A 21,448-nucleotide genomic window follows, 5' to 3' on the forward strand; every position below is an offset into this window, starting at 1 on the left:
GGCCGCTTCGCCTGGCAGGCGCCGGTAGCGCCGCGCGAAGGGACCGGCGTCGCCCGCATCGGCGCCCTGGCCGGCATCGGCCGCGCCGCCCGTGTCGGGGTAAGGAGGGCGGTGCAGGGCGGCGTGGATGTCGACGTGCTGTTCCAGGGCCAGCGCCGCGTCGAGCACGGCCTCGACCTGGTCCTGCCCGTGGCGCTGCAGGGCCGCCTCGATGCGGCGGGCACGCGCCGCGCTTTGTTCGAGGATATTCTTGCCGGCCATGGCGCCGAAGCGCAGGAACAGTTCGTTGCGGCTGGCAAAGTCGGCGTGGCCCAGCACATGCGCCGTGACGAGGGTGTTTTCGGCCACGGAATTGTGTTCGGCCATGTAGGCGTGGCAGGGATCGCCGGGAAACATGACTTCGAAGATGTGCGAGTTGCCCATCTTCTGGTGTACCAGCTGGTGGATGTAGCGCACGCCGAACGACCAGTGGCGCATGCGCACGGGCAAGCCATAGATGGCGATCTCGGCCATGAAGCTGTCGGGCACCAGCTCGAAATCGACGCGGGGAAACGCCAGCCCCAGTTCCCGCGCCAGCGCTTCGATGCGGGCCGCGTAGCGGGCCAGGGCGGTGCTGTCGCCGGCGTGGCCCGTGGCATGCTCGTGCGTGGCATGGCGGCCGCTCATGCCGCGTCCTCCACGCCGGCGCTTTCGTGGCGGAAGAAGGTGCGGATGGCGGCCCATACGTCGTCCGGCCGGGCCAGTATGCTGCTGTGCAAGGGCAAGCCCTGGCGTTCCTGCTCGGCCCACAGCCGGTGCATTTCCGTTTCCAGGCTGTGTGCCGTGCCGGGCACGGTTTCCACATAGCCCATGTAATTGAGCAGGGGCGCCAGGTCCCCGAGCGCCCGGCTGGCCGCGCTGCGGTCTTCGCTGAAGTTCTCGCCGTCGGACGCGTAGAACAGATAGGCATTGTAGCGGCCGGGCGCATAGTGTTGCTGCAACAATTCATGGCTCAGGCGGAAGGCGCCGGACGCCATGGTGCCGCCCATGCCGTTGACCTGGAAAAACTCGGCCTCGGAGAATTCCCAGGCCCGCGTCGTATGGGCGATGAAGCGCGTTTCCACCCTGGCATAGCTGCGCCGCAAGCCCTGCAAGGCAAAGAAGAAGAAGGACTTGGCCAGCTTGCGCTCGGCCTGCGCCATGCTGGCCGACACGTCGAGCACGAAAAACACGACGGCGTTCGCGCTGGGGCGCGGCAGCTGGCGCACTTGCCGGTAGCGCAAGTCGTCATTGGTGAAGGGCACGGGCCGGGCCTGCAGGGCGCGCCGCTTGATGGCTTCCTTCACGGTGCGCCGCCGGTCCAGGCGCGAGCGCGCGCCATGGCGGTCCAGGCCGGCGCGCTGCAGCTGCACCTCGTCGATGGCGCTCAGGTGGCGCGGTTTCAGGTGCGGCAGTTTCAGCTCGTCCCACAGCCAGTCGAGGATGTCGTCGACGGCAAATTCGAGCAGCAGGCGCACCTCGCCCTCGCCATTGCCGCCTTCGCCCTGCGCTTCGCCATCGCCCGCGCCGGCAGGACGCGCGGCGCGCAGGATATCGCCGGGCTGGCCTTCGCCCTGGCCCGCGCCCACGCTGTTGCGCGCCGGCGCCAGGCGGAAACGCGCGTGTTCGAGCAGGCGCACGGGCACTTGCACGGTGCGCTGCTGCGGTCCGCCGATCAGGTCAGGGCCGGCGATGAGCTCGGGCAAGTGCGCCTGCACGGCGGCGCGCACCTTCTGGTTATGGCGCAGCCAGTCGCGCGCGCCGCGCGAGAACAGCGCATACCAGGGCTGGGCCAGGGTGCGCCCGGGTGCGGCCGCTGCGGCCCCCGCCGCCGGCGCGGCGTCCCGTCTGTCCCTGTCTGGCGTGGTGGCGGCGGGCATGGTTACTCCTGGGCCAGCAGGGTAGTGACATAGTTGAGCGCTTCGCGCGCGCTGTGCGCGTCGTAGCCGTACTCGTCGACGAGGCGCTGCTCGACGGCGGAAATCTTCGCCCGCACGTCGTCGTCGGGGCGCTTGGCCGAGCTGACGAGGCGCAGCACGTCGCGCCGCTGCTCGAACAGATATTGCTGCACGGCATCGTTGAGCTGCACATGGCTGCCCAGGCCGAACGCTTCGCCCCGCTTGAAGGCGCCCATGGCCTTGCGCACCACTTCCTGACGGAATGATTGCTTGCCAGAATCACTGATCTGGATCTTTTCTTCCACGGCGCGCAGGAAGCGCTCGTCGGGCCGCCGCTCCTCGCTGGTGATGGGATCGCGGATCTGCCGGTTGTCGAGCATGGCTTCGACCTCATCGAGATATTTGTTCAGCAAGTCCTGCGCCTCGTGCTCGAACGAGACGAACAGGGCCTTGTGCACGTCGGCCTTGACCCAGCGGTTATAGAAGTCCTTGCGCGTGAGCACGAGATAATCGATCCACTTGCGCTTGCGCCGCGGTTCGATGCGCGCATCGCTCTCGATGCCGTCCTTCAGGGCCAGCAGCACGTCCATGGTGCTCAGGCTGTTGCGCTGGGCGGCGATGATGGCGTGCGACAGGGCGTTGATGACGAAGCGGGGCGACACGCCGGCCAGGCCCTCGTCGGGCGCCTTGTCGCGCTCGCGGATGCGCCTGACCTCGGCATGCTGCAGGTCATCGACATCTTCATCGGCATAGACGCGCAGCTTCTTGACCAGTTCCGCTTCCTTGTCGTCGACCTCGGGCAGGCGGCTCAGGATGGCGAACACGGCCGCCGCGTGCAGCACATGCGGGTCCAGGTGCACGCCGTGGAAGGCGGGCGCGGCCGACAGGATCAGCTTGCGGTAGATGCGCGCTTCCTCGCGGTAATTGAGGGTGTAGGGCACTTGCACGATGACCATGCGGTCGAGCAGGGCCTCGTTTTCACTTTCTTGCAGGAATTTGCGAAATTCCGCCAGGTTCGTGTGCGCGAGGATGGTTTCATCGAGGTAAATCAGGGGGAAGCGCGACACCTTGACGTTCTTTTCCTGGGTTAATGTCAGCAGCAGGTACAGGAATTCGCGCTTGACCTTGAGGATTTCGATCATTTCCAGCATGCCCCGGCTGGCCGCGTAGACGGCGCCCGACCACGACCACGCGCGCGGGTCGCCCTCGTCGCCGTACTGCGCCACCTTCGACAGGTCGACGGAACCGACGAGGTCGGCCAGGTCGGCCGTCGTGGGGTCGTGCGGCGCATACGTGCCGATGCCGCAGCGGCCCGCTTCCGAGATATAGATGCGTTCGACGGGCATGCGCAGGAAGTCGCCCGCGTACTGCTCTTCCAGGCGGGCCATGCAATGGGGGCACAGCTCGCCGTGCAGCTCGAGCTCGTAGCTGGCGCGAAAACCCGCGCGCATGCTGTGTGGCACCAGGTGCAGCGGCGATTCGTGGACGGGACAGCCGGCGATGGCGTACAGCGCGCCTTCGCTGCTGTGGCTGTACTCTTCCAGGCCCCGCTTGAGCAGGATCACCATGGTCGACTTGCCGCCCGACGGCGGGCCCAGCAACAGCAGCATGCGCCGGCCCACCTCGGAACCGGCGGCGGCCGCCTTGAAATACGCGGCCACGCGGTCGATGGCTTCGTCAATGCCGAACAGCTCGTCGTCGAACAGGCGGCAGCGGAAGCGCCCGCTGCCGTCCGTGTCGCCGTTCGAGCGCATCATGTCCCACAGATACTGGTGCGCGCTGCGCGCCAGCAGGGCGGCGCCCGTGGGCAGGATGTGTTCGAGGAAGTCGCCAAAGCTGCCGCGCCAGGGGTTGCCGCGGTGCTGCGCCGCATACGCCGCCAGGCCGTGCATGAAGCGGTTGCGCCGGTCTTCGCCGTCGGCCTGCTCCCGGCCGTCATGGCGGTCGGCCTCGTCCGCCTGCGCCGCCGGCGCGGGCGCATCGTTGTCGCTGGATAGGCGTGTCTTACCTGGGCTCGTCATCGTTTCTCCATCCTTGCCGTTGCCGTGCACTGCCGTGGTGCAGGCCATGCTCCCAGCCTGCCGATCCAGTATACGGCGCGCAGCCTGGTTGCACGCCTGATCTGGCTCAAGCCAGAAAAGGGAACTATTTCCAGCGCAGTTGGCACAGGGGCGGGCCGCCCGTCCTGCGCCGGCGCCCATTCAATCCAGATCAATACCGTCCGCCACAGCCGGCCCACACTGAACGTTCGCAGCGACCCAAGAGGAGAACATGATGATCGGCAATGACAACGGTTTCAGCGCCCCGCCGGGCAGTGCGCCGGGCAGGGGACAGAGTGCGGACGATGAAGAAGCGCCGCAGCAGTTTGCCGCGCCGGGCGATGACGACGGCCATATCGAGAGCGCGTCCGTGTCGGAGGTAGCGGACGCCTTGAGCGGCGTCAGCATGGAATTACTGGAGATCAAGCGCAGCATCGAGGACGGCATGCGCCAGGCCATATCGCAGGCGGCGGGCGTGCGCGCGGCCGACGCCTTCAGCGATGCGGGCAATATCCAGGGCGTGTCCATCGGCCTGGGCGAAGGCGCCAGCGACAGCTCGTCCGGCGAACCGGGCATGCCGGCGCTGACCGTGTACGTGGCCGAGCCCACCTCCGTCGACCGCGCCAAGGCCGCCATCGTGGGCGCCATGGGCGTGCGCGCCGTGGCCAGCGACAAGGTGCCCGTGAATATCGTCGTCACGGGCGTGATCGACGCGCAGCCGCACCGTTTCCGCTTGCGTCCGGCGCCGGGCGGCGTGTCGGTCGGGCATTTCCGCATCACGGCCGGCACCATCGGCTGCCTGGCCGTGGGGCGCACGCCGCCGCGCAACACCCGCCTGATGATCCTGAGCAACAATCACGTACTGGCCAATTCCAACGGCGGCGTGTTCAACGACTGCATCGTGCAGCCGGGCCCCATCGACGGCGGCCGCTGCCCGCAAGACCAGGTCGCCGTGCTCGAGCGTTTCGTGCCCATCAATTTCAGCGGCGGCGTCAATTTCGTCGATTGCGCCACCGGCTGGGCCTGGCCTGACCGCGTGCGGCCGGAACTGGTCTACCTGAGCGGCGGCGTGCCCGCGTATTTCCGTATCAGCAATGCGCTGGTGGCGCCCGCGCTGGGCATGCTGGTCGGCAAATCGGGACGCACGACGCAATTGACGCAGGGCCGCGTCACGGGCCTGGGCGCCACCATCAACGTCAATTACGGCGGCGGCAGGATCGCGCTGTTCCAGGACCAGATCGCCATCACGGGCGTGAGCGGCGCCTTCAGCGCGGGCGGCGATTCCGGCTCGTCCATCTGGACGTGGAACCAGCAGCGCAATCCCGTCGGCCTGCTGTTTGCCGGCGGCGGCAACATCACGTTCGCCAACCAGATGCGGCGCGTCGTGGCGGCGCTCGACATCAGTCTGTACACCTGAGCGTTACGCAGGCGGGCAGCGCCGCCGCATGGCGCGGCGGCCTTGCACTAGGCGGGCTTTTGCACGATGATGATACGGTCAGGTGCAGTATCGGAAGGGGTTGTCATGTCAAACAGTAAATTCATGGAGTCGCCCTACGGCGTCTTCGAAGATGCCGCCATGCCGTATGTCCCGGAGGGGAGCGGCGACCGGGACCCATATGGCGGCGGCCAGCCGGCAGTTGACGCGCAGCACAGGCGCCTGGAAGCGGCCAGGCGGCGCAACGAGCGGGCGCTGATGGCCATCGACGGCGTGGAAGGCGTCAGCCTGGGACAGACGGCCCTGGGCCGCGACGCCCTTGTCGTGTATCTGCGCGACTCGTCCGTCAAGCGGCGGGTGCCGCTGCAGGTCGAAGGTTATCCGGTGGAAACGAGCATCACGGGCCAGATCGATATCCAGCGCTGACAGCAAAGCCGGCCTGGCGGGCCTGCGCGCCGCGGTGCGCTGCGGCGGCAGCGGCGCATGGCCAGTTGCCAGGCCTTGCGGCCGAGGTTCCCGCTGCCGGCTGTCAGCCTGCCTTACTTGCTGAGCCGGCCGATGGCTTCTGCCACGCCCGCGCCGTAGGCGGGGTCGCACAGGGTGCAGTTGCCGATGTGGCGTTGCTTGACCTGCTCCGAGGCGCCCGAGATGGCGCGCGCCGTGTTGTCGAACAGCGCCTGCTGCTGTGCCGGCGTCATCAGCTGGAACAGGGCGCGCGGCTGCGAGTAGTAATCCTCGTCGACGCGGTGGTTCCAGTGGTCGGCCGCGCCCTCGATGCTCAATGGCGGCTCGCGGAAATCGGGCTGCTCGGCCCATTGCTGTTCGCTGTTCGGCTCATAGCCCAGCGTTCCCCCCTGATTGCCGTCGACGCGCATCTGGCCGTCGCGGTGGTAGCTGTGGAACGGGCATTTCGGCGCGTTGACGGGGATATGACTGTGGTTGACGCCGAGACGGTAGCGCTGCGCGTCGCCATACGAAAACAGACGGCCTTGCAGCATCTTGTCCGGCGAGAAGCTGATGCCGGGCACCACGTTGGCCGGGTTGAAGGCCGCCTGTTCCACTTCCGCGAAATGGTTGTCCGCATTGCGGTTCAGTTCCAGCACGCCCACTTCGATCAGCGGGTAGTCGCCGTGCGGCCATACTTTCGACAGGTCGAAGGGGTTCAGGTGGTACGTGCCTGCCTCTTTTTCCGGCATGATCTGCACGTACAGGGTCCAGCGGGGGAAATCCCCGTTTTCGATGCTCTCGTACAGGTCGCGGTGCGAGCTTTCGCGGTCCTTGCCCACCAGCGCCTCGGCCTCGGCGTCCGTCAGGTTTTGTATGCCTTGCTGGGTTTTGAACGTGAACTTGACCCAGAAACGCTCGTTTTGCGCATTCAGGAAGCTGAAGGTATGGCTGCCGAAGCCGTGCATGTGGCGGAAGCTGCGCGGCAAGCCACGGTCGCTCATCACCACCGTCACCTGGTGCAGCGCTTCGGGCAGCGAGGTCCAGAAGTCCCAGTTGCTGTTGGCGCTACGCAAGCCGGTGCGCGGGTCGCGCTTGATGGCGTGGTTCAGATCGGGGAATTTCAGCGGGTCGCGCATGAAAAACACGGGCGTATTGTTGCCGACGAGGTCCCAGTTGCCTTCTTCCGTGTAAAACTTCAGGGCAAAGCCGCGGATGTCGCGCTCCGCGTCGGCCGCGCCCCGTTCGCCGGCCACCGTGGAAAAGCGCGCGAACATGGAGGTTTGCTTGCCCACTTCAGCAAAAATCTTCGCCCGCGTGTAGCGCGTGATGTCGTGCGTGACGGTAAACGTGCCATGCGCGCCCGATCCCTTGGCGTGCATGCGGCGTTCGGGGATGACTTCGCGGTCGAAGTGGGCCAGTTTTTCCAGGAACCAGACATCTTGCAGCAGGGCGGGGCCGCGGGGGCCGGCCGTCTGGATGTTCTGGTTGTCGACAACAGGCGCGCCAAAGGCGGTGGTCAGCTTTTTCATTGGACTCTTTCTTTATAGGGAGGACGACGGACGAGTCAGGGCCTGCCCAAACACTGGCTGGGCTGAGCATTGCAACGCTCACCTTGGCTGGTCCAGAGTAACAAATTTCTAAAAAGCAAATACAGTGTGCCACTTCGGGGCGTGCTGCTTCCCCGCCGCCTGTTGAAAGGCAGCATGATCATCATAGCTCGTCAGCCAGGTCTAGCCCAACACGGTAGACCTGGCGCAAAGGGCGGCGTGACTGCGCAGCGCGTCAGCGGTAGCGGGACCAGCTGGCGCGCAGCCACGCCAGCACGGCCGCATGGCCCCGTATCCTGGCCGGCAAGTGGCGCTGGATCAGGCGCTCGCATTTCAAGGCCGTGGCCAGGCTGCCGCCGGACCAGCTGTTGCAGCTGTACAGCATTCCATACCATTCGTGGCGGTTCAGCAGGACGCTGTCGGGGATGGCGCGCCGGGCCGGGTCGTCGCCGTCCGCCGGGCCGTCCGGATAGCTGAACTGCAAGTCGCTCTTTTTCATGGGACCCAAGCGGTAATCTGCCATGCCTGCCTCGCGTTGAGATTGCGCACGACCACATGTGCGTGCCAGGCAAGCTTATGCCTGCGGCAAGCATTCCACTGAGCAATATGGGCTGGCCTTGATTTGCCTTAAAACTTGTTCCAGTTATTGTGCCGGTGCTCCGTCGCTTCCTTCATCAGGTGGCCCGCGCGCAGGGCGTCGTCGGCCTGTACCGTCATGGCCAGTTCCTGGATGGCGGGCGGGTACTCGTGGTGGGCCGCTTCTTCCAGCAGCTCACGGCCCTTGGCCAGGTCGCGCGGCACGCCGCGGCCTTCGCGGTAGGCGTTGTACAGCAGGAACATGGCGTGTGGATTGCCCAGTTCGCTGGACTTGGCCAGCCAGTGCGCGGCGATCGCGGCATCTTTCGGCACGCCTTCGCCGTTGGCGGCCAGCAAGCCCAGCATCAGGGCCGCCTTCGCATGGCCTTGCTGCGCCGCCTGCAGGTACCATGGCCAGGCCTGGGCCGGTGCGGCCGCTCGCAGCATCTGGCCCAGTTCGAACGCCGCTTCCGTGTCGCCGGCGCGGGCGGCCTGCTCGAACAGGCTCAATGCCTCGGCGCGGCGCTCGGGCCGGGGCTGGTAAATCAGCGCCAGCTCGCGTTTGGCGACGGGCATGTCCTTGCCGGCCCAGCTGCGCACGCGGCGCTCGGCCTGGTGGTCGTCCGCCTGGCGCGCATGCATGGCGACGGCTTCGATTTCGGCCGCCGTGGGCGGCGGCGAGGACTGGCAGGCGGCCAGGACGCCGGCCAGCACGAGGGCGGGGAGGGAGAGCGCTTGTTTCATCTGCATCAGCTTTCATCAAAACAGGCCGGAACTGCGGCAGTCCCGGCCCAAGGACCTTATTTTCTCAGGTCGATGCCGTACTTGGCAAAACCGCTGGCGTCGAGTCCGCCTTCGGACGCCACGTTGGCAATGCCGCTGCTCTTCGCCAGCGCCAGGTGACCGGGCGCCGAACGCAGGATCACGGGGCCGGCCGTGGCCGTCTTGACGAAGCTCCAGCTGCGCGCGCTGCCATTGTTGGCCAGAGTCACCTTGCCGCCCTTGGTGCTCAGCGACGCCAGGTAGTTGCTGACCACGGCCTGGTTGGCATCGGGCGACTTGATGATGGTCTTGCTGCCGTCAATGCCGGGCACGGCGCCGCCGCCGCCGGCGCGGTAGTCGTTGGTGGCGACGATGAAGTCATCGCCGTCGGCCACCGCTGCGCCCTTGTACGTGAGGTTGACGATGCGGCTGCCCGGCTTCTTCGTCACGTCGATCTGGTAGGTCAGCGCGTTGTTTTCCGCATAGAACACGTCATAGTTGTAAATCGTGCCATACGACGGCACCAGGTCCTGCTCGGCCGTGGCGTTCGGATCGATCTGCGCGAATTGCTTGGCCGACGTTTCCAGCCAGGCCTTCAAGTCCGCTCCCTTGATTTTCACGGCTTGCAGGTTGTTGTTGCTATATAAATACAAATCGCCCGGATTGCGCACTTGCAAGCCGATCGGCGCGGCCGGCGAGGCGCCGGACGCCACGTCCGTGAAGTCCGACGGCCCGTTGCGGCCCGCCTTGAACGGCGCGCTGCACGAGATGACGGGGATGGTCTTGTAGCTGGACAAGGTGGCATCCGTGCTGGTGGCGATGAAATTTTTCACGTAGTCGAGCTGGGCCTGGTTGACCAGCTGGATGGCGCTCACATCGCCCACCAGCGCAAAATACGCGGACATCTCGAAATCCGTGCTGATGCCCAGCGGCTGCTTGGCGTAGGCGATGGTGGCCGCGTGTTCGGTGGCCACCAGCGGCGCGATGGCCGGATCGGCTTTCACGAGCGTCTTGCCATCCGTGTATTTGAAACCGCGCGATTCGACCGTCGTCCTGGCCGGCTGCACCACCCAACGCCCGGACTGGAAGGCGAGGGTCAGCTTGATGATGCCCAGGCGGCGGCCCCAGCTTTGCGCCATGACGGTCGGCACGCCGTTGACAAAACCGTTGACGGCGTCGATCCTGGCGCTGGCCGGGAAGGCGGCAAACGAGGCGTCCAGCGCGGCCGCGCCTTCTTCCTTGCCTTTCGGGAAGATCAAATGCGAGTGGCCTATCATCAGCGCGTCGATGCCCGTGCTGGTCAGGTGATAACTGCCGTTTTCCATCTTCGGGCTGTAGGCGCTGGTGTCCAGGCCGCCATGCGACAGGGCCACGACGATATCGGCGCCCTTGCTGCGCAATTCCGGCACATACTGCTTCGCCGCTTCCTGCACGCCCGTCACGCTGACCTTGCCGGCGAGCACTTTCTGATCCCACTCGAGGATTTGCGGCGGAACAAAGCTCAGCACGCCCACATTGATTTTGACGTCGAGCTTGCCGCCATCGGGCTTGACGGCCGTGAAATCGCGGGGCAGCACGGTGTAAGGCTGGAAGATGGGCTTGCCGCTGGCCACGCCGACGACGTTGCTCAGCACGGAAGGGAAGGCGGGCGCGCCGCAGTTGCCCGCCGGCTTGGCCACGCCCGGTATGCCAAAGTCCGTGTTGGTGATCTGGCTCAGGTAAGCGAGGCCATAGTTGAATTCATGGTTGCCCATGCCGCCCGCGTCGTATTTCAGCGCGTTCATGGCTTTGTGCACGGCCAGGGTGCCGGAGCAGGGCACGGGCGCGGCCACGGCCTGCAGGTCGGCCAGCAGGGTGCCCTGGATGACGTCGCCATCGTCGAGCAGGACAGTGTTCGGATTTTCCGCGCGCGCCGCCTGGATCAGGGTCGACGTGCGCTCCAGGCCCAGGCTGGTGTCTTCGGCCAGCGCGTAATAGTTATAGCTGAGCACATTCGAGTGGATATCCGTCGTTTCCAGCAGCGCCACGGTGACCGTCGTGCCCTCTGGAATGACCAGCGCCGTCGTCGAACTGCCGTTGCAGCCAGTCAAACCCACACTTGCCAGCGCCGCCAGCATGACCCAATTTGTTTTCATTACCGCCCTCGGAAAGATTCAAAGGACGCGACTGTAACGCCGCCATATGACGCGGCGATGACAGCCGTGCAAGTCGCGTGGATGCTGGGCTGCGCGCGATGGCGCGGCTGCCTGTCAATGGGCCGGCAGTTTTTTCAGCACTTCATTGCTGAAGTAAGGCTCGTCTTCTACCCAGAAAATATAGTCGAGGTCCAGGTAATGGCGGGCAAAATCGAGCAGATCGTCGACTGAATTTTTTTTCCCGGTACGGGGATTGATCTGGCGCAGGTTGCCGTCCTGGACTGCCATGCCCTTGACCAGGCGCCCAGGATAGTCCCGGATAAAGCCGTAGCTCTGGCCCATATGGCTTTTCCGATACGGCATCAGGTCAGGACCGCCCACGCCCATCTGCAGCGCTTGCGCTTGCGCAAACAGGCTGCGCATATAGCCCTTGTCGCTCCACGGCAGCCATTCACCGGGCAGAAAATTCAAATACACCATGGTGGTGGTGCGGGGAAAAGCCGCGGCCAGGACCTGCATGTTCTCCTTGATGGCGTCCACATAGTGTTGCGGCTTGAAATCATCGGGGAACGTCGTATTGCCTTGGCTGTCTTCAACGCCGATGTCGATCGAGCTTTCGCTGAAATTGATGCCCTCGATCTTCCCGTCAAATTCCTTGCCCAGCGCCCGGATCAGGCGTTGATAACGCTCGCGTACCGGCGCTTCCCACATTTTTGGCGACCAGCCATATTCGTCATCCGTCACCGCTTTGTTCGGGTCGCGCTCCGGCGCCGAAAGCATGCTCTGCTTGATGATGCCGCCCCGGTAGCGCGGATCACCGAGCAGATAGGCGGGCACATTATGGCGCGGCGTGAAGGATTTTTCCTGCAGTTGTATCCACAGCTTTTTTCCGATCGAGTCGAGATAGCTGATGTCGTGGCGGATCGCCGCAAAATCGTAACGGTCCTGTTCCGGCTCCAGGCTGCGCCAGGTGTACACGATCTGGGCGCCGCTGAAGCGCGCATCGTGCAATGCCTTATCCGAGCGTATGTTTTCCCCGTCCGGTTCACGGTGATTGAAGTAAATATAGTGCTTGATCGGGGGCTTTATTTCCGCGGCAATCGCACTGCCCGTCATCACCATAACTAGTGCGAAAAACGTTGCATGGCTGCGTAAGATCATCGATTCCTTGAGCTGTGAGAATGTAGCCGTTCCGTCGCCAGGCGCTCGCTTCGATAGCGTGGCCGGCGCAATGCCACTATAGCACCCTGAAGCGCGTGGCCTGGACAGCGCGGCGTGTTCAGGATGACAGGTGACGATTATCATGCCAATGCAACTAAGTTGCATTATAATTCGCCAATGCAATTGAACTGCATTTGCATCCGCCATCATGCACCCACCAATTCGAAGGATTCCCCATGCCCCAGCGCAAACTCCCTGTCACCGTCCTGTCCGGCTTTCTCGGCGCCGGCAAGACCACCTTGCTCAACCACATACTGCGCAACCGCGAAGGCAAGCGCGTGGCCGTCATCGTCAACGACATGAGCGAAGTCAACATCGACGCCGCGCTTGTCCGCGATGGCGCCGAGGCGGCCGGCGCAGCGCTGTCGCGCACGGAAGAAAAACTCGTGGAAATGTCGAACGGCTGCATCTGCTGCACCCTGCGCGACGATCTGTTGCAGGAAGTGCGGCGCCTGGCTGCCGAGGACCGTTTCGATTACCTGCTGATCGAATCGACGGGCGTGGGCGAGCCGATGCCCGTGGCCGCCACCTTCGACTTCGAGGACGAGCACGGCGACAGCCTGAACGACGTGGCGCGCATCGACTGCATGGTCACCGTCGTCGACTGCGCCAACCTGCTGACGGACTTTCATAGCGAAGACAGCCTGGCGCAGCGCGGCGAGATCGCGGGCGAGGGCGACGACCGCCAGCTGGCCAATTTGCTCACGGAACAGATCGAATTTGCCAATGTCATCGTCCTCAACAAGGTCGACATGGTGGCGGCGGCCGAGCGCCTGCGCGTGCTGGCCATTTTAAAAGCCTTGAATCCCGGCGCGCGCATCCTCGAAACCAACCAGTCCGTCGTGCCGCTCGACGCCATCCTGGGCACGGACTTGTTCGACCTGGAGCAGGCGGCCGCCATGCCGGGCTGGGCACAGGAGCTGGCCGGCAGCCACACGCCGGAGACGGAAACCTACGGCATCAGCAGTTTTGTGTACCGCGCCAAGGAGCCGTTCCACGCGCAGCGCCTGCACGACTACATTTCCCGGCCAATTCCCGGCGTGCTGCGCAGCAAGGGATACTTTTGGCTGGCCAGCCGCCCCGAATGGGTGGCCAGCCTGTCCGGTGCGGGAAAGCTGATGAATATCGAACCCGTGGGCCTGTGGTGGGCGGCCGTGCCGCAGGAGCGCTGGCCCACGGATGCGGCATCGCTGGCGGCAGTCAAGGCGGGCTGGAGCGAAACGTATGGCGACCGCTACCAGGAGCTCGTCTTCATCGGCCAGGACATGGACCAGGCCGCCATCGAGGCGGACTTGAGGAAATGTCAACTCAACACCACGGAAACGCGCCAGGGCATGGCCGGCTGGCGCCAGCTGCCCGACCCGTTCCCACTATGGCAGCGGATGGAAGAACTCGAAGATCTAGCTTGACCGGGAGCGCGCCATGACAGAATTGATCCCCGTCACCATCATCACGGGTTTTCTCGGCAGCGGGAAAACCACCTTGCTCAAGCGCATATTGCAGGGCGATCACGGCATGCGCATCGCCGTGATCGAAAATGAATTCGCCGCCGAAAGCATCGACCACGGCTTGCTGGTGCAGGACAGCGACGAGCAGATCGTGGAAATGAACAATGGCTGCATCTGCTGCAGCGTGCGGGGCGACCTGATCCGCATCCTGGGAGAATTGCACGCCAGGCGCAGCGCCGGGGCGATCGCGTTTGATCATGTGATCATCGAAACGACGGGCCTGGCCGCACCCGGTCCCGTGGCGCAGACCTTCTTTGCCGAGCCATCCGTCAGCGAGTGCTATATGCTCGACGCCATCCTGACGGTGGTCGATGCGCGCCATGCGCAGCAGCAATTGACGGCGCACAGGGAAGCGCAGGAGCAGGTGGGCTTTGCCGACCGCATCCTGCTGTCGAAGACGGACCTGGTCGGCAAGGATGAACTGGCCGCGCTGCGCCAGCGTTTGATCGCCATCAATGGCCGCGCCGGCATACAGAAAGTGCGTTTCGGCAATGTGCCGCTGCGCGACATCCTGAACATCCGCGGTTTCAACCTGAACGCCATCGTCGAGCTGGAGCCGGATTTCCTCGGTGAACTGGGCCACCGCCATGGCGACGGCGTGCAATCGTTCGTCTACCACCAGTCCCGGCCCCTTGATCTGCAGCAGGTGGAGCATTTTCTCGATGCCGTGGTGCAACTGTTCGGCAGCCAGCTGATGCGCTACAAGGGCATTTTATATGTTGCCGACCTGCCATGCCGCGCCGTCTTCCAGGGCGTGCACATGCTGATGGGCTCGGAACTGGGCGCGCCGTGGCGCGACGGGGAAACGCGCGCCAGCAAGATCATTTTTATTGGCCGCGACTTGCCGCAGGACATGCTGATCCGGGGCCTGGACCGCTGCGTGCTTACGTCAGCCAGCCCGGCCCAGGCGGCCGCATGAGCGTGGAAGCGCTCTTGCCGTCCTGGCGCTGCTTTTTATCCTCGGCATGCGGCACGGTTTGGAGCCGGACCACCTGGCCGCCGTCAACGGCCTGACCTTGCGCAGCCAGGCCGCCGATCCGTGCTGGGACATGGCCTCGCCGTGCTGGCCATCGTGGCCGTCGCCGCCCTGGCGTCGCGGCGGTTTTCTCCTGCGCGCACCGTGCTCGGCCCGCTGGATGTCGTGCGCGCGTTGCGGCGCCGCCTGGGCTGGCCCATCGTCGCCGTCTGCGTGGCCATCCTGTACGGCTGGACCTTGTACGGCTTGCGCCGCGTGCGTGCATGAGGGCAGGGCGTGGGTATAATGGCAAAAAACTGCCGACTCCTCCCATGTCCACACCCGATATCGTCATCCGCCAGCTGACGCCAGCCGACAGCGCCGCCTTTTGCGCGCTGCGCCTGCGCGCCATCCAGAACTCGCCCAGCTCGTTTTCCTCGTCGCGCGAGGACGAGCTGGCCCGCACGCCCGAGGAACACGTGCAGCGCATCGCCGGCGGCGCCATGCAGCGCGCGTTTGGCGCCTTCGACGGCGGACGCCTGGTCGGTTTTGCTGGCCTGCGCCGCGAAGCCATGCGGCAGCTGTCGCACAAGGCCTTGCTATGGGGCGTGTTTGTCGATGTGCCCCAGCGGGGCAAGGGCGTGGCGCGCCGGCTCGTCGCCGCCTGTATCGCGCTGGCCGAGAACGACCCGGCCATCTTGCAGGTGCATTTGAGCGTGAATGCGGAAAACAATTCGGCGCGGCAATTGTATGAATCGCTGGGCTTCATCCGCTACGGCACGGAGCCGAGGTCCATGCGCGTGGGCGAGCTGTTTTATGACGAGCATCACCTGGCCTTGCTGCTCAAGTGACGGAATCAGGCGGAAACGCTATTTGCAGCGCGGGCACAGGCCCTTGATCAGGTAATCGACCTCGTCGCCGCTGAAGCCTTCGGGCAGGGCCACGGGCGTGGGCAGCTTGACTTCATTGAAGCAGGTGACATTGGCGCACTTGGTGCACTGGAAATGCGCGTGTTCGTGCGCCTGGTGGCCGGCGCCCGCGCTGAAGCGCCACACCTGGTCGGCGCCCGCGATGCGGTGCACGAGTTCATTTTCCGTCAGCCATTCCAGCACGCGGTACAGGGTGACGGAATCGATATCGCTGTCCTGCGACAGCGCCTGCTGGATTTCATGGTGGGTCAGCGAACGGCTTTGCGCCATTAAAAAGTCGAGCACCTTCACGCGCGTCTTGGTGACGCGGGCGTTGGTGTTGCGGATCAGCGATTCGGCTTGCGGTGTAGAAGAAGATGTCAACATGATATGGCCTGCTTACGGGTGGACGGGCGGGCGGCGTGATCGCCGTGCCCCTGGCACCCTCTGGGCCATATCTTAGCATGCGTGCCGCGCCGCATGAAGACGCGTCATGGTTTGCACGTCAATTCGGCATGCCGGCGCCGCCGGCATGCCCGCGATGGCGGGCCGCGCCAGCGGCGCCGGACGCGCCACGGCTCAGGGCGCCGAACATTCGGCCCTGGCCATGGCGGCGATCCATGCGCCCAACATGGCGTTCGCTTCCGCGTGATTCGAGGCGCGCCCGATCACGGGCATGACCGATTCCGAATCCGTATGGCTGGTGCGGTACAGCAAGATGGAGGTTTCCGGCGAGCCCGGCACGATATCGTACTGGTACGGCAGTCCCGGCCCGCCGTAGGCCAGCGGCTTCTTGCAGATGCCGCGCTTGATCGCGTCAACCTGCGGATTGGCCGTCTGCTTAAAGCCCAGCAATAGTCCGCTTTGCTGGGCCTGGCCGGTGGTGGAATGACAGTGCGCGCAGTTCGCTTCCAGGTAGGCTTGCGCGCGCGCATCGAGCGTTTGCGAGGCATCGCTCCAGTCGGCCGCCCTGGGCGCGGCGGCAGCGCCGGTATAGCCGCTCAACAAACCGAGGTCGTTGAGATTGTCGAGCTGGTTTTTTGCACCGGCCGCATACACATACGTCTTGTTGAGGTTATGCGCCTTGGTGCCTATCGGCAGCAGCTCGCCCCCGCCAGCCGAAGTGGTGGCGTGGCATTGCTGGCATTGCTGTGCGCTCGGTACTTGATAGCTGATTTTCTGGCGCGATCCATTCTCGCTGAGCAGTTCCACGCGTTTGACGGCGCCGCCGATTTTCAGCGAGGCGTCTTTTTGATCGTCATCCCACACGTAAGGCAGGCCCAGCCAGCTGCCGTCGGCCTGCTTGACCAGCAGGCGGGTTTCGATCAGGTGGTTCTTGCCCAGGTCGATGGAGTCGCCCTGTACCGTCTGGTGGCTGACCGCCTGGGCGCCGATGTAGCCGGCGTCGCTGCCTGCCGCCTTCGGGTAATAGAAAGTCTTGACGATGACCGCGCCATTGGGAAACGCAAAAGGATCGGCGCCATTGCCGTTATAGCTGATCTTGCCGCCCCTGGGGACATAAATGGCGCGCAGCTTGCTGGAGTAATCGGAAAACAGGGGGCTGTTCAAGTCATACGCCACGGTGGCGGCATTGAGCCGCATCAACTTGCCATCGCTCCGCACCAAATTCCAGCTCGATAATTTGTCCGGCGCGGTGGTGCGTTCAAACAGTTTCACCTCGGCGGCAAGGCTGTCGTCCCCGGCGGTCTTGCCGCCGCCGCAGGCGCTGAGCAAGCTGATGGTGAGCAGGAGGGGGCAAAGTGTGGCAAAAAAGGTCGATCTGGTCTTCATATCATGGACTCCTGACGCGCAAAAGTGGATGGCAAGCATAGTGCGCCCTGTGGCGCGGGCACGCGCTGCGGCCCTGGCATGCCTACTTGATGATCGGAAAGGCTGGAATGGCTGGCAGCGTCAATTGACAATGCATGCGCGGCGCGAAAGGAAAGGCCGGCTGCAACAACCCGGCGGGGATGCCGGCTATCGCTTCGGGCGGCATTTCCCCCGCCGCGACGGACGCGCCCAGCTTGAGCCCGATGAGATTGATATCCAGCGTCTCATAGGAAATCACGGCGTCGACGACGGGCGTATCGAGCGCGGTGTTGTTCATGATGCAAATGCGGCTGTCATCATTGGCCACGCCGCCGATGCCCAGGCCGCCCATGCCGGGCAAGGGGATCAGGCCGCTGCTTCTGGCCGGATCGAGGATGCCGTCCCACACGCCGTACGGCAGCAGCGTCGGCAAGCCGTTCGATGCCAGCTGCGCGAACAGGCCGTCGACCAGCGGTTTGAGCTCCTTGCCGAATGCGCCGCCGGGCGCGTGGCCCGAGGCCGAGACGGTATTGCCGTAGGCATACAGGCCATGGATATACGGGTTGTAGTCCGGGTCGTTGATGGCGAAACCGGTCGCCTGATAGCTGAGCGCCAGGATGCTGGTGGTCTGATGGTTCTTGATGACATTGTTTTTGATTTCGGTATTGTCCGCCGCCAGCACCATGATGCCGGTGCCGACGGGCACCGATGTGACAAAGCCCGTGGCATTGGCGGCGACCGGCGTATTGTTATCGTGAATATTGTTGTTTTGTATCAAAACCCCGGCCCCTTTTTTGAAGCGATAGGTGCCGGGCAGCGAGAACACCAGCACGCCGCCCGTGTTGTCATGCAAATCGTTGTTCTCCACGATGGCATTGAGCGAGTTTTCTATCTCCACTCCCGCCACGTTCAAATACACTTCATTGTTGCTGACACGGATGTTTTGCGATTGGCCGACATAGATGCCCGCATCTTCCGAACCGATCACTTTGCTGTTCCTGACGATGATATTGTCGGAGTTGACCGGATAGAGGCCATACGCCATTTTCGACGTGCGGGTCGGGTCGGTGGTCCACTCCGCGCGCAAGCCATCCATGGTCACATTGCTCGACGCCGAAACAAACACGGCATTGCCGGCCGCGTCTTCCACCGCGAAATTTTTCAGCGTGATGGTCTTGACATTGCTGACCTGCAAGCCGTTGCGGCTGCTGGCGTCCCTGAAGGACAGGATCGTGTCGCTGGCCGGATTGCTGCCGCTGCCCTTGCCGATGATCGTCACGCCGCTGGTGTTCATGATCAGGGGACGGTCAAAGTGGAACTTGCCGGCCGGCAGCATGACGGTGGAGCCTTCCCTGAGACGAAACAGCAGATTGCTCATGTCGCTGTCATTCATCTGCGCGGCCGTGACGACGACGTCCAGTGCCGGCGGCGGCACGACAGCGGCAACGGGCTCGCTGGAACTGCCGCCGCAACTGGCCAGCAGGAGCATGGCGCTCGCGCATGCAATGGTGGGACAGCGGCTGAGGCGCGGTGGTTTTTTCATGCAATGTCTCCCTTGTTGTATGGCGGTTTTTATCTTTTTATCCATATTTATGCGATGATTATAGTTCTGCCCTTGTCTTTTCCTAGTGACAGAAATGGCCTAAATATGTGCATTTCATGCCAAATTTCGGGAGCTAAAATGTTGCATTGCATTATTTAATGAGCCACCGGAGCGCGACCATTTCGGTGGGGCTGGCGACCGATCTGCTGGCGGGACTCGATCCCGCTTCGGACCTGGTCAGGACCGTCCTGGCGCGCGCCAGGATTGCTCCCGAACTCTTGCTGGAGCAGGGGGGGCGCATTACGATAGAGCAATTTTCTACCTTGCTGCGCCAGACGGCGCTCCTGCTCGACGACGAAACCCCGCGTTTCTTTTCCCGCCCCCTGCGCAACGGCACGCTGAAGTTTCTCTGCCTGGCGATGCTCGACGCCCCGAATCTGGATATCGCGCTGCATCGTTTCGTCCGCTATTTCCGCTTGCTGCTCGATGACATGGGCTTTGAGGTCGCGCGCGGCAAGCAGCTGACCCGTATTGCCCTGATCGAACATGCGCCGCCACTGGGGGGGCGGGTGCTCGTGCATGAGCTGATGCTGAAACTGGTGCATGGCCTCGCTTCCTGGATGATAGGGCGCGAGATACCGCTGGCGCGGGCCGATTTTGCGTTCCCCCGGCCGGCGCGGGTGGCGGAATACGTGTACCTGTTTCCCGGTCCCCTGTATTTCGAGCAAGCCCAGACCGCGTTGTACATCGGCTCCGGGCATCTGGGCGCGCCATTGCGCCAGGACAAGAGTGCACTCAACCAGTTCCTGCGCAATGCGCCCGCCGATTGGCTATATGTGCCATTCAATGACAAGATCCTCACGCACCGGCTGCGTGACCACCTGGCTTCGCGCCTGGCCGATGTGACGAGCATCGCTTCCTGTGCGAAGGCGCTGCATTTTTCCGTCCGCACGCTGTCGCGGCGCCTGGCCGGGGAAGGCAGTTCGTTTCAGACGGTAAAGGATGAATTGCGGCGCGACATGGCGATTGTGCAGCTGATCAAGAGCGATTTGACGATCGCGGCGATAGGGCAGAGCCTGGGCTTCGATGACCCCACCACGTTCAGCCGGGCGTTCAAGCTATGGACCGGCAGCGCCCCCGGCGTCTACCGCCGTCTCGGTGGCTGCGAAAAGTGCCGCTGAACGGCGCGGCTGGCCGCCATCTCAGGGCTTGAAGGTCCAGTAGCGGCCCGCCACGGTGTCGACGGGATCGAGAAAGCGCTCGTCGGCGCGGGCATTGTTGCGTATCAAATAAAACATGTCGGACAGGGCGGAGCGCTTTTCCGCAAAGTATGCGTGCTTCATGAAGCTCGTGTCGACTCCCGTGGCGTCGATGGTTTCCACGCCGGCCACGATCAGCATGCCGGCGCCGCTGTCGCCCGCGCGCGGGTAGCCGTGCACGGCTTTCGAGGCGGCCAGCGCCAGGTCTTGCGACGAGGCATACAAGGTGACGGGATGGCGCGCGCCGGCCAGTTTCGGCGCGATGTCGTGCTTGAAGATGGCGGCGTCGATGTCGGGCGCCGTCAGGATGATTTCCGTGATCTTTTGCGCCAGCAGCGGCTGCGCGCCCATCAGCTCGGCCACGGCGCGCGCCAGGCCCCGGTTGCCCATGCTGTGGCCGATCAGGTAGACCTGCGCCGCTTCCGTGTTGGCGAGGAAGTCGGCCAGGAAGGCCGTGATGTGGGGCGTGCTCCATTCGATATTGTTTTCATCGACGGTGTAGGCGGCGATCTCGCCCCTCGACGGCCAGCTGTAGAACACGGGCGCGCCGTCAAAGCCCAGGTCGTAGGCCATCTGCCCCGTGCGCCGGGCCGCGTCCTCGAACGTCACGTTGTAGCCGTGGATAAAGATAAATGCGCTCTTGCCGGCCGAAGCGCGCACCTGCGTCTTCAAGGCGGCGAAGAAGTTGTCATGGTCCAGCACCGTGGCGTCGAGCAGCACGACGTGCTTGGCCGGGTCTTCGCGGAACTCCAGGCGCCACAGCGACGGCGATTCCAGCTGGCCCATGCGGTGGTCGCGGGGGATGCTGACGTCGCAGCTGCCATAGCTGAGCGGTCCATCGTTGCCGCCATTGCCTCCCGTGAGGCTGCGCTCGCTGCTGAAGCGCTGGGCCGGCGGCTTGCCCAGGTCGCGCTGGCGGTCCGTGGCGAAATACACTTTGACCACCGCATAGTTCGACACGACGGCGCTCTTGTCGGCGGGCGCGGGCGCCGCTTCCACCTCCGGCAGCGGTGACGGCGGGCGCTGCAGCGCATCGAGCAAGCCTTGCGCGGCAAACAGGGTTTGCATGTCGTCGGGAACCTTCGCCGTAGCCAGGGCGGCCGACAGGGCCAGTTGCAGCTGGGTATTGCCCGGTTCGGCCTCCAGCGCGGCGATGGCGGGCAGGATGGCGGCGGCGGCGTCGAACTTGGCGATGGCCAGTTTCAGGCGCTGATAGTGGCTGGCGACGGCTTCCGGCGCGTGGCCGGGCGCGCCGTGTTCGATGGCCGCGACGACGGCGGAAGTGATCAAGTCCATGCGCCACCTGCCTCTCTGATTAATATGAATTAAATATCAACTCATATTGCCATAAAAGCACGCGGAAAGCGACTTGTCCAGCACCGCGCGCA

General features: G+C 64.2%; 19 protein-coding genes. 7 read left to right on the top strand and 12 right to left on the bottom strand.

Annotated elements, in window-relative coordinates; genetic code table 11:
* From CBW50_RS14485 to CBW50_RS14495, 3 genes are all read right to left on the bottom strand, one after another.
* Positions 1-666, bottom strand: a 666-nt coding sequence (locus tag CBW50_RS14485) for a SpoVR family protein (RefSeq protein WP_172404766.1), incomplete at its 3' end; no start/stop codon positions are given.
* Positions 663-1,898, bottom strand: coding sequence for a DUF444 family protein (locus CBW50_RS14490; RefSeq protein WP_086146214.1), 1,236 nt, complete (start codon positions 1,896-1,898; stop codon positions 663-665). The genes CBW50_RS14490 and CBW50_RS14485, both read right to left, overlap by 4 nt.
* A gap of 2 nt (positions 1,899-1,900) precedes the next feature.
* Entirely contained in the window at positions 1,901-3,937 is a 2,037-nt protein-coding gene (locus CBW50_RS14495) for a serine protein kinase (RefSeq protein ID WP_226935641.1), read from the bottom strand.
* A gap of 250 nt (positions 3,938-4,187) precedes the next feature.
* Here CBW50_RS14495 and CBW50_RS14500 point away from each other — a divergent pair, with 250 nt between their 5' ends.
* Together CBW50_RS14500 and CBW50_RS14505 are read left to right on the top strand one after the other, a co-directional pair.
* Positions 4,188-5,372 (top strand): S1 family peptidase, encoded by a 1,185-nt coding sequence (locus CBW50_RS14500; RefSeq protein ID WP_226935643.1) that lies wholly within the window; start codon positions 4,188-4,190, stop codon positions 5,370-5,372.
* A 105-nt stretch (positions 5,373-5,477) separates the two neighbouring features.
* Positions 5,478-5,816, top strand: a complete 339-nt coding sequence (locus CBW50_RS14505) for a hypothetical protein (RefSeq protein WP_139842518.1) — start codon at positions 5,478-5,480, stop codon at positions 5,814-5,816.
* A 113-nt stretch (positions 5,817-5,929) separates the two neighbouring features.
* On the opposite strand, the gene CBW50_RS14510 is transcribed toward CBW50_RS14505, so the two are convergent.
* The 5 genes from CBW50_RS14510 to CBW50_RS14530 form a co-directional block, all read right to left on the bottom strand.
* The gene (locus CBW50_RS14510; RefSeq protein WP_086146216.1) at positions 5,930-7,366 is read right to left on the bottom strand and encodes a catalase; all 1,437 of its coding nucleotides are present in this window, start codon (positions 7,364-7,366) and stop codon (positions 5,930-5,932) included.
* Between the two features lie 253 nt (positions 7,367-7,619).
* Positions 7,620-7,907 (bottom strand): hypothetical protein, encoded by a 288-nt coding sequence (locus CBW50_RS14515; RefSeq protein ID WP_139842519.1) that lies wholly within the window; start codon positions 7,905-7,907, stop codon positions 7,620-7,622.
* Positions 7,908-8,011: 104 nt separating this feature from the next.
* A complete protein-coding gene (locus CBW50_RS14520; protein WP_086146218.1) occupies positions 8,012-8,710 on the bottom strand; it encodes a tetratricopeptide repeat protein in 699 nt (232 codons plus the stop codon).
* Between the two features lie 50 nt (positions 8,711-8,760).
* Positions 8,761-10,857, bottom strand: coding sequence for a bifunctional 2',3'-cyclic-nucleotide 2'-phosphodiesterase/3'-nucleotidase (locus CBW50_RS14525; RefSeq protein WP_086146219.1), 2,097 nt, complete (start codon positions 10,855-10,857; stop codon positions 8,761-8,763).
* A 114-nt stretch (positions 10,858-10,971) separates the two neighbouring features.
* Positions 10,972-12,162, bottom strand: coding sequence for a hypothetical protein (locus CBW50_RS14530; protein WP_216356357.1), 1,191 nt, complete (start codon positions 12,160-12,162; stop codon positions 10,972-10,974).
* A 92-nt stretch (positions 12,163-12,254) separates the two neighbouring features.
* Between CBW50_RS14530 and zigA the strand changes: the two genes are divergently transcribed.
* The 4 genes from zigA to CBW50_RS14550 all read left to right on the top strand — a co-directional run bounded on the left by zigA (position 12,255) and on the right by CBW50_RS14550 (position 15,392).
* A complete protein-coding gene (gene zigA, locus CBW50_RS14535) occupies positions 12,255-13,487 on the top strand; it encodes a zinc metallochaperone GTPase ZigA (protein ID WP_086146221.1) in 1,233 nt (410 codons plus the stop codon).
* Positions 13,488-13,500: 13 nt separating this feature from the next.
* Complete coding sequence (locus tag CBW50_RS14540; protein ID WP_086146222.1) at positions 13,501-14,505, top strand: GTP-binding protein; 1,005 nt, start codon at positions 13,501-13,503, stop codon at positions 14,503-14,505.
* 120 nt (positions 14,506-14,625) lie between these two features.
* Positions 14,626-14,829 carry a hypothetical protein gene (locus CBW50_RS14545; protein ID WP_086146223.1) on the top strand — a complete coding sequence of 68 codons (204 nt, stop codon included), beginning with the start codon at positions 14,626-14,628 and terminating at the stop codon, positions 14,827-14,829.
* A gap of 44 nt (positions 14,830-14,873) precedes the next feature.
* Positions 14,874-15,392, top strand: a complete 519-nt coding sequence (locus tag CBW50_RS14550; RefSeq protein ID WP_086146224.1) for a GNAT family N-acetyltransferase — start codon at positions 14,874-14,876, stop codon at positions 15,390-15,392.
* A gap of 18 nt (positions 15,393-15,410) precedes the next feature.
* On the opposite strand, the gene CBW50_RS14555 is transcribed toward CBW50_RS14550, so the two are convergent.
* The 3 genes from CBW50_RS14555 to CBW50_RS14565 form a co-directional block, all read right to left on the bottom strand.
* Positions 15,411-15,836 carry a Fur family transcriptional regulator gene (locus tag CBW50_RS14555; RefSeq protein WP_076572177.1) on the bottom strand — a complete coding sequence of 142 codons (426 nt, stop codon included), beginning with the start codon at positions 15,834-15,836 and terminating at the stop codon, positions 15,411-15,413.
* A gap of 192 nt (positions 15,837-16,028) precedes the next feature.
* Positions 16,029-17,240: an SO2930 family diheme c-type cytochrome gene (locus tag CBW50_RS14560; protein ID WP_157792338.1), complete on the bottom strand. Its 1,212-nt coding sequence runs from the start codon at positions 17,238-17,240 to the stop codon at positions 16,029-16,031.
* 82 nt (positions 17,241-17,322) lie between these two features.
* On the bottom strand, positions 17,323-18,801 hold the full coding sequence (locus tag CBW50_RS14565) for a parallel beta-helix domain-containing protein (RefSeq protein ID WP_172404767.1): 1,479 nt from the start codon (positions 18,799-18,801) through the stop codon (positions 17,323-17,325).
* Positions 18,802-18,986: 185 nt separating this feature from the next.
* Here CBW50_RS14565 and CBW50_RS14570 point away from each other — a divergent pair, with 185 nt between their 5' ends.
* Positions 18,987-19,982 carry an AraC family transcriptional regulator gene (locus CBW50_RS14570; RefSeq protein ID WP_216356358.1) on the top strand — a complete coding sequence of 332 codons (996 nt, stop codon included), beginning with the start codon at positions 18,987-18,989 and terminating at the stop codon, positions 19,980-19,982.
* A 21-nt stretch (positions 19,983-20,003) separates the two neighbouring features.
* On the opposite strand, the gene CBW50_RS14575 is transcribed toward CBW50_RS14570, so the two are convergent.
* Positions 20,004-21,356: an alpha/beta hydrolase gene (locus CBW50_RS14575; protein ID WP_086146228.1), complete on the bottom strand. Its 1,353-nt coding sequence runs from the start codon at positions 21,354-21,356 to the stop codon at positions 20,004-20,006.
* Between the last annotated feature and the right edge of the window lie 92 nt (positions 21,357-21,448).

This window comes from Janthinobacterium sp. GW458P, from assembly GCF_002127585.1.
GTDB lineage: Bacteria > Pseudomonadota > Gammaproteobacteria > Burkholderiales > Burkholderiaceae_D > Janthinobacterium.

Coding starts and splice junctions, on each gene's coding strand:
- CBW50_RS14550 (WP_086146224.1), top strand. CDS start 14,874: ATGTCCACACCCGATATCGTCATCCGCCAGCTGACGCCAGCCGACAGC.
- CBW50_RS14510 (WP_086146216.1), bottom strand. CDS start 7,366: ATGAAAAAGCTGACCACCGCCTTTGGCGCGCCTGTTGTCGACAACCAG.
- CBW50_RS14565 (WP_172404767.1), bottom strand. CDS start 18,801: ATGAAAAAACCACCGCGCCTCAGCCGCTGTCCCACCATTGCATGCGCG.
- CBW50_RS14530 (WP_216356357.1), bottom strand. CDS start 12,162: ATGATAATCGTCACCTGTCATCCTGAACACGCCGCGCTGTCCAGGCCA.
- CBW50_RS14500 (WP_226935643.1), top strand. CDS start 4,188: ATGATGATCGGCAATGACAACGGTTTCAGCGCCCCGCCGGGCAGTGCG.
- zigA (WP_086146221.1), top strand. CDS start 12,255: ATGCCCCAGCGCAAACTCCCTGTCACCGTCCTGTCCGGCTTTCTCGGC.
- CBW50_RS14515 (WP_139842519.1), bottom strand. CDS start 7,907: ATGGCAGATTACCGCTTGGGTCCCATGAAAAAGAGCGACTTGCAGTTC.
- CBW50_RS14575 (WP_086146228.1), bottom strand. CDS start 21,356: ATGGACTTGATCACTTCCGCCGTCGTCGCGGCCATCGAACACGGCGCG.
- CBW50_RS14505 (WP_139842518.1), top strand. CDS start 5,478: ATGTCAAACAGTAAATTCATGGAGTCGCCCTACGGCGTCTTCGAAGAT.
- CBW50_RS14555 (WP_076572177.1), bottom strand. CDS start 15,836: ATGTTGACATCTTCTTCTACACCGCAAGCCGAATCGCTGATCCGCAAC.
- CBW50_RS14560 (WP_157792338.1), bottom strand. CDS start 17,240: ATGAAGACCAGATCGACCTTTTTTGCCACACTTTGCCCCCTCCTGCTC.
- CBW50_RS14525 (WP_086146219.1), bottom strand. CDS start 10,857: ATGAAAACAAATTGGGTCATGCTGGCGGCGCTGGCAAGTGTGGGTTTG.
- CBW50_RS14490 (WP_086146214.1), bottom strand. CDS start 1,898: ATGCCCGCCGCCACCACGCCAGACAGGGACAGACGGGACGCCGCGCCG.
- CBW50_RS14540 (WP_086146222.1), top strand. CDS start 13,501: ATGACAGAATTGATCCCCGTCACCATCATCACGGGTTTTCTCGGCAGC.
- CBW50_RS14520 (WP_086146218.1), bottom strand. CDS start 8,710: ATGCAGATGAAACAAGCGCTCTCCCTCCCCGCCCTCGTGCTGGCCGGC.
- CBW50_RS14495 (WP_226935641.1), bottom strand. CDS start 3,937: ATGACGAGCCCAGGTAAGACACGCCTATCCAGCGACAACGATGCGCCC.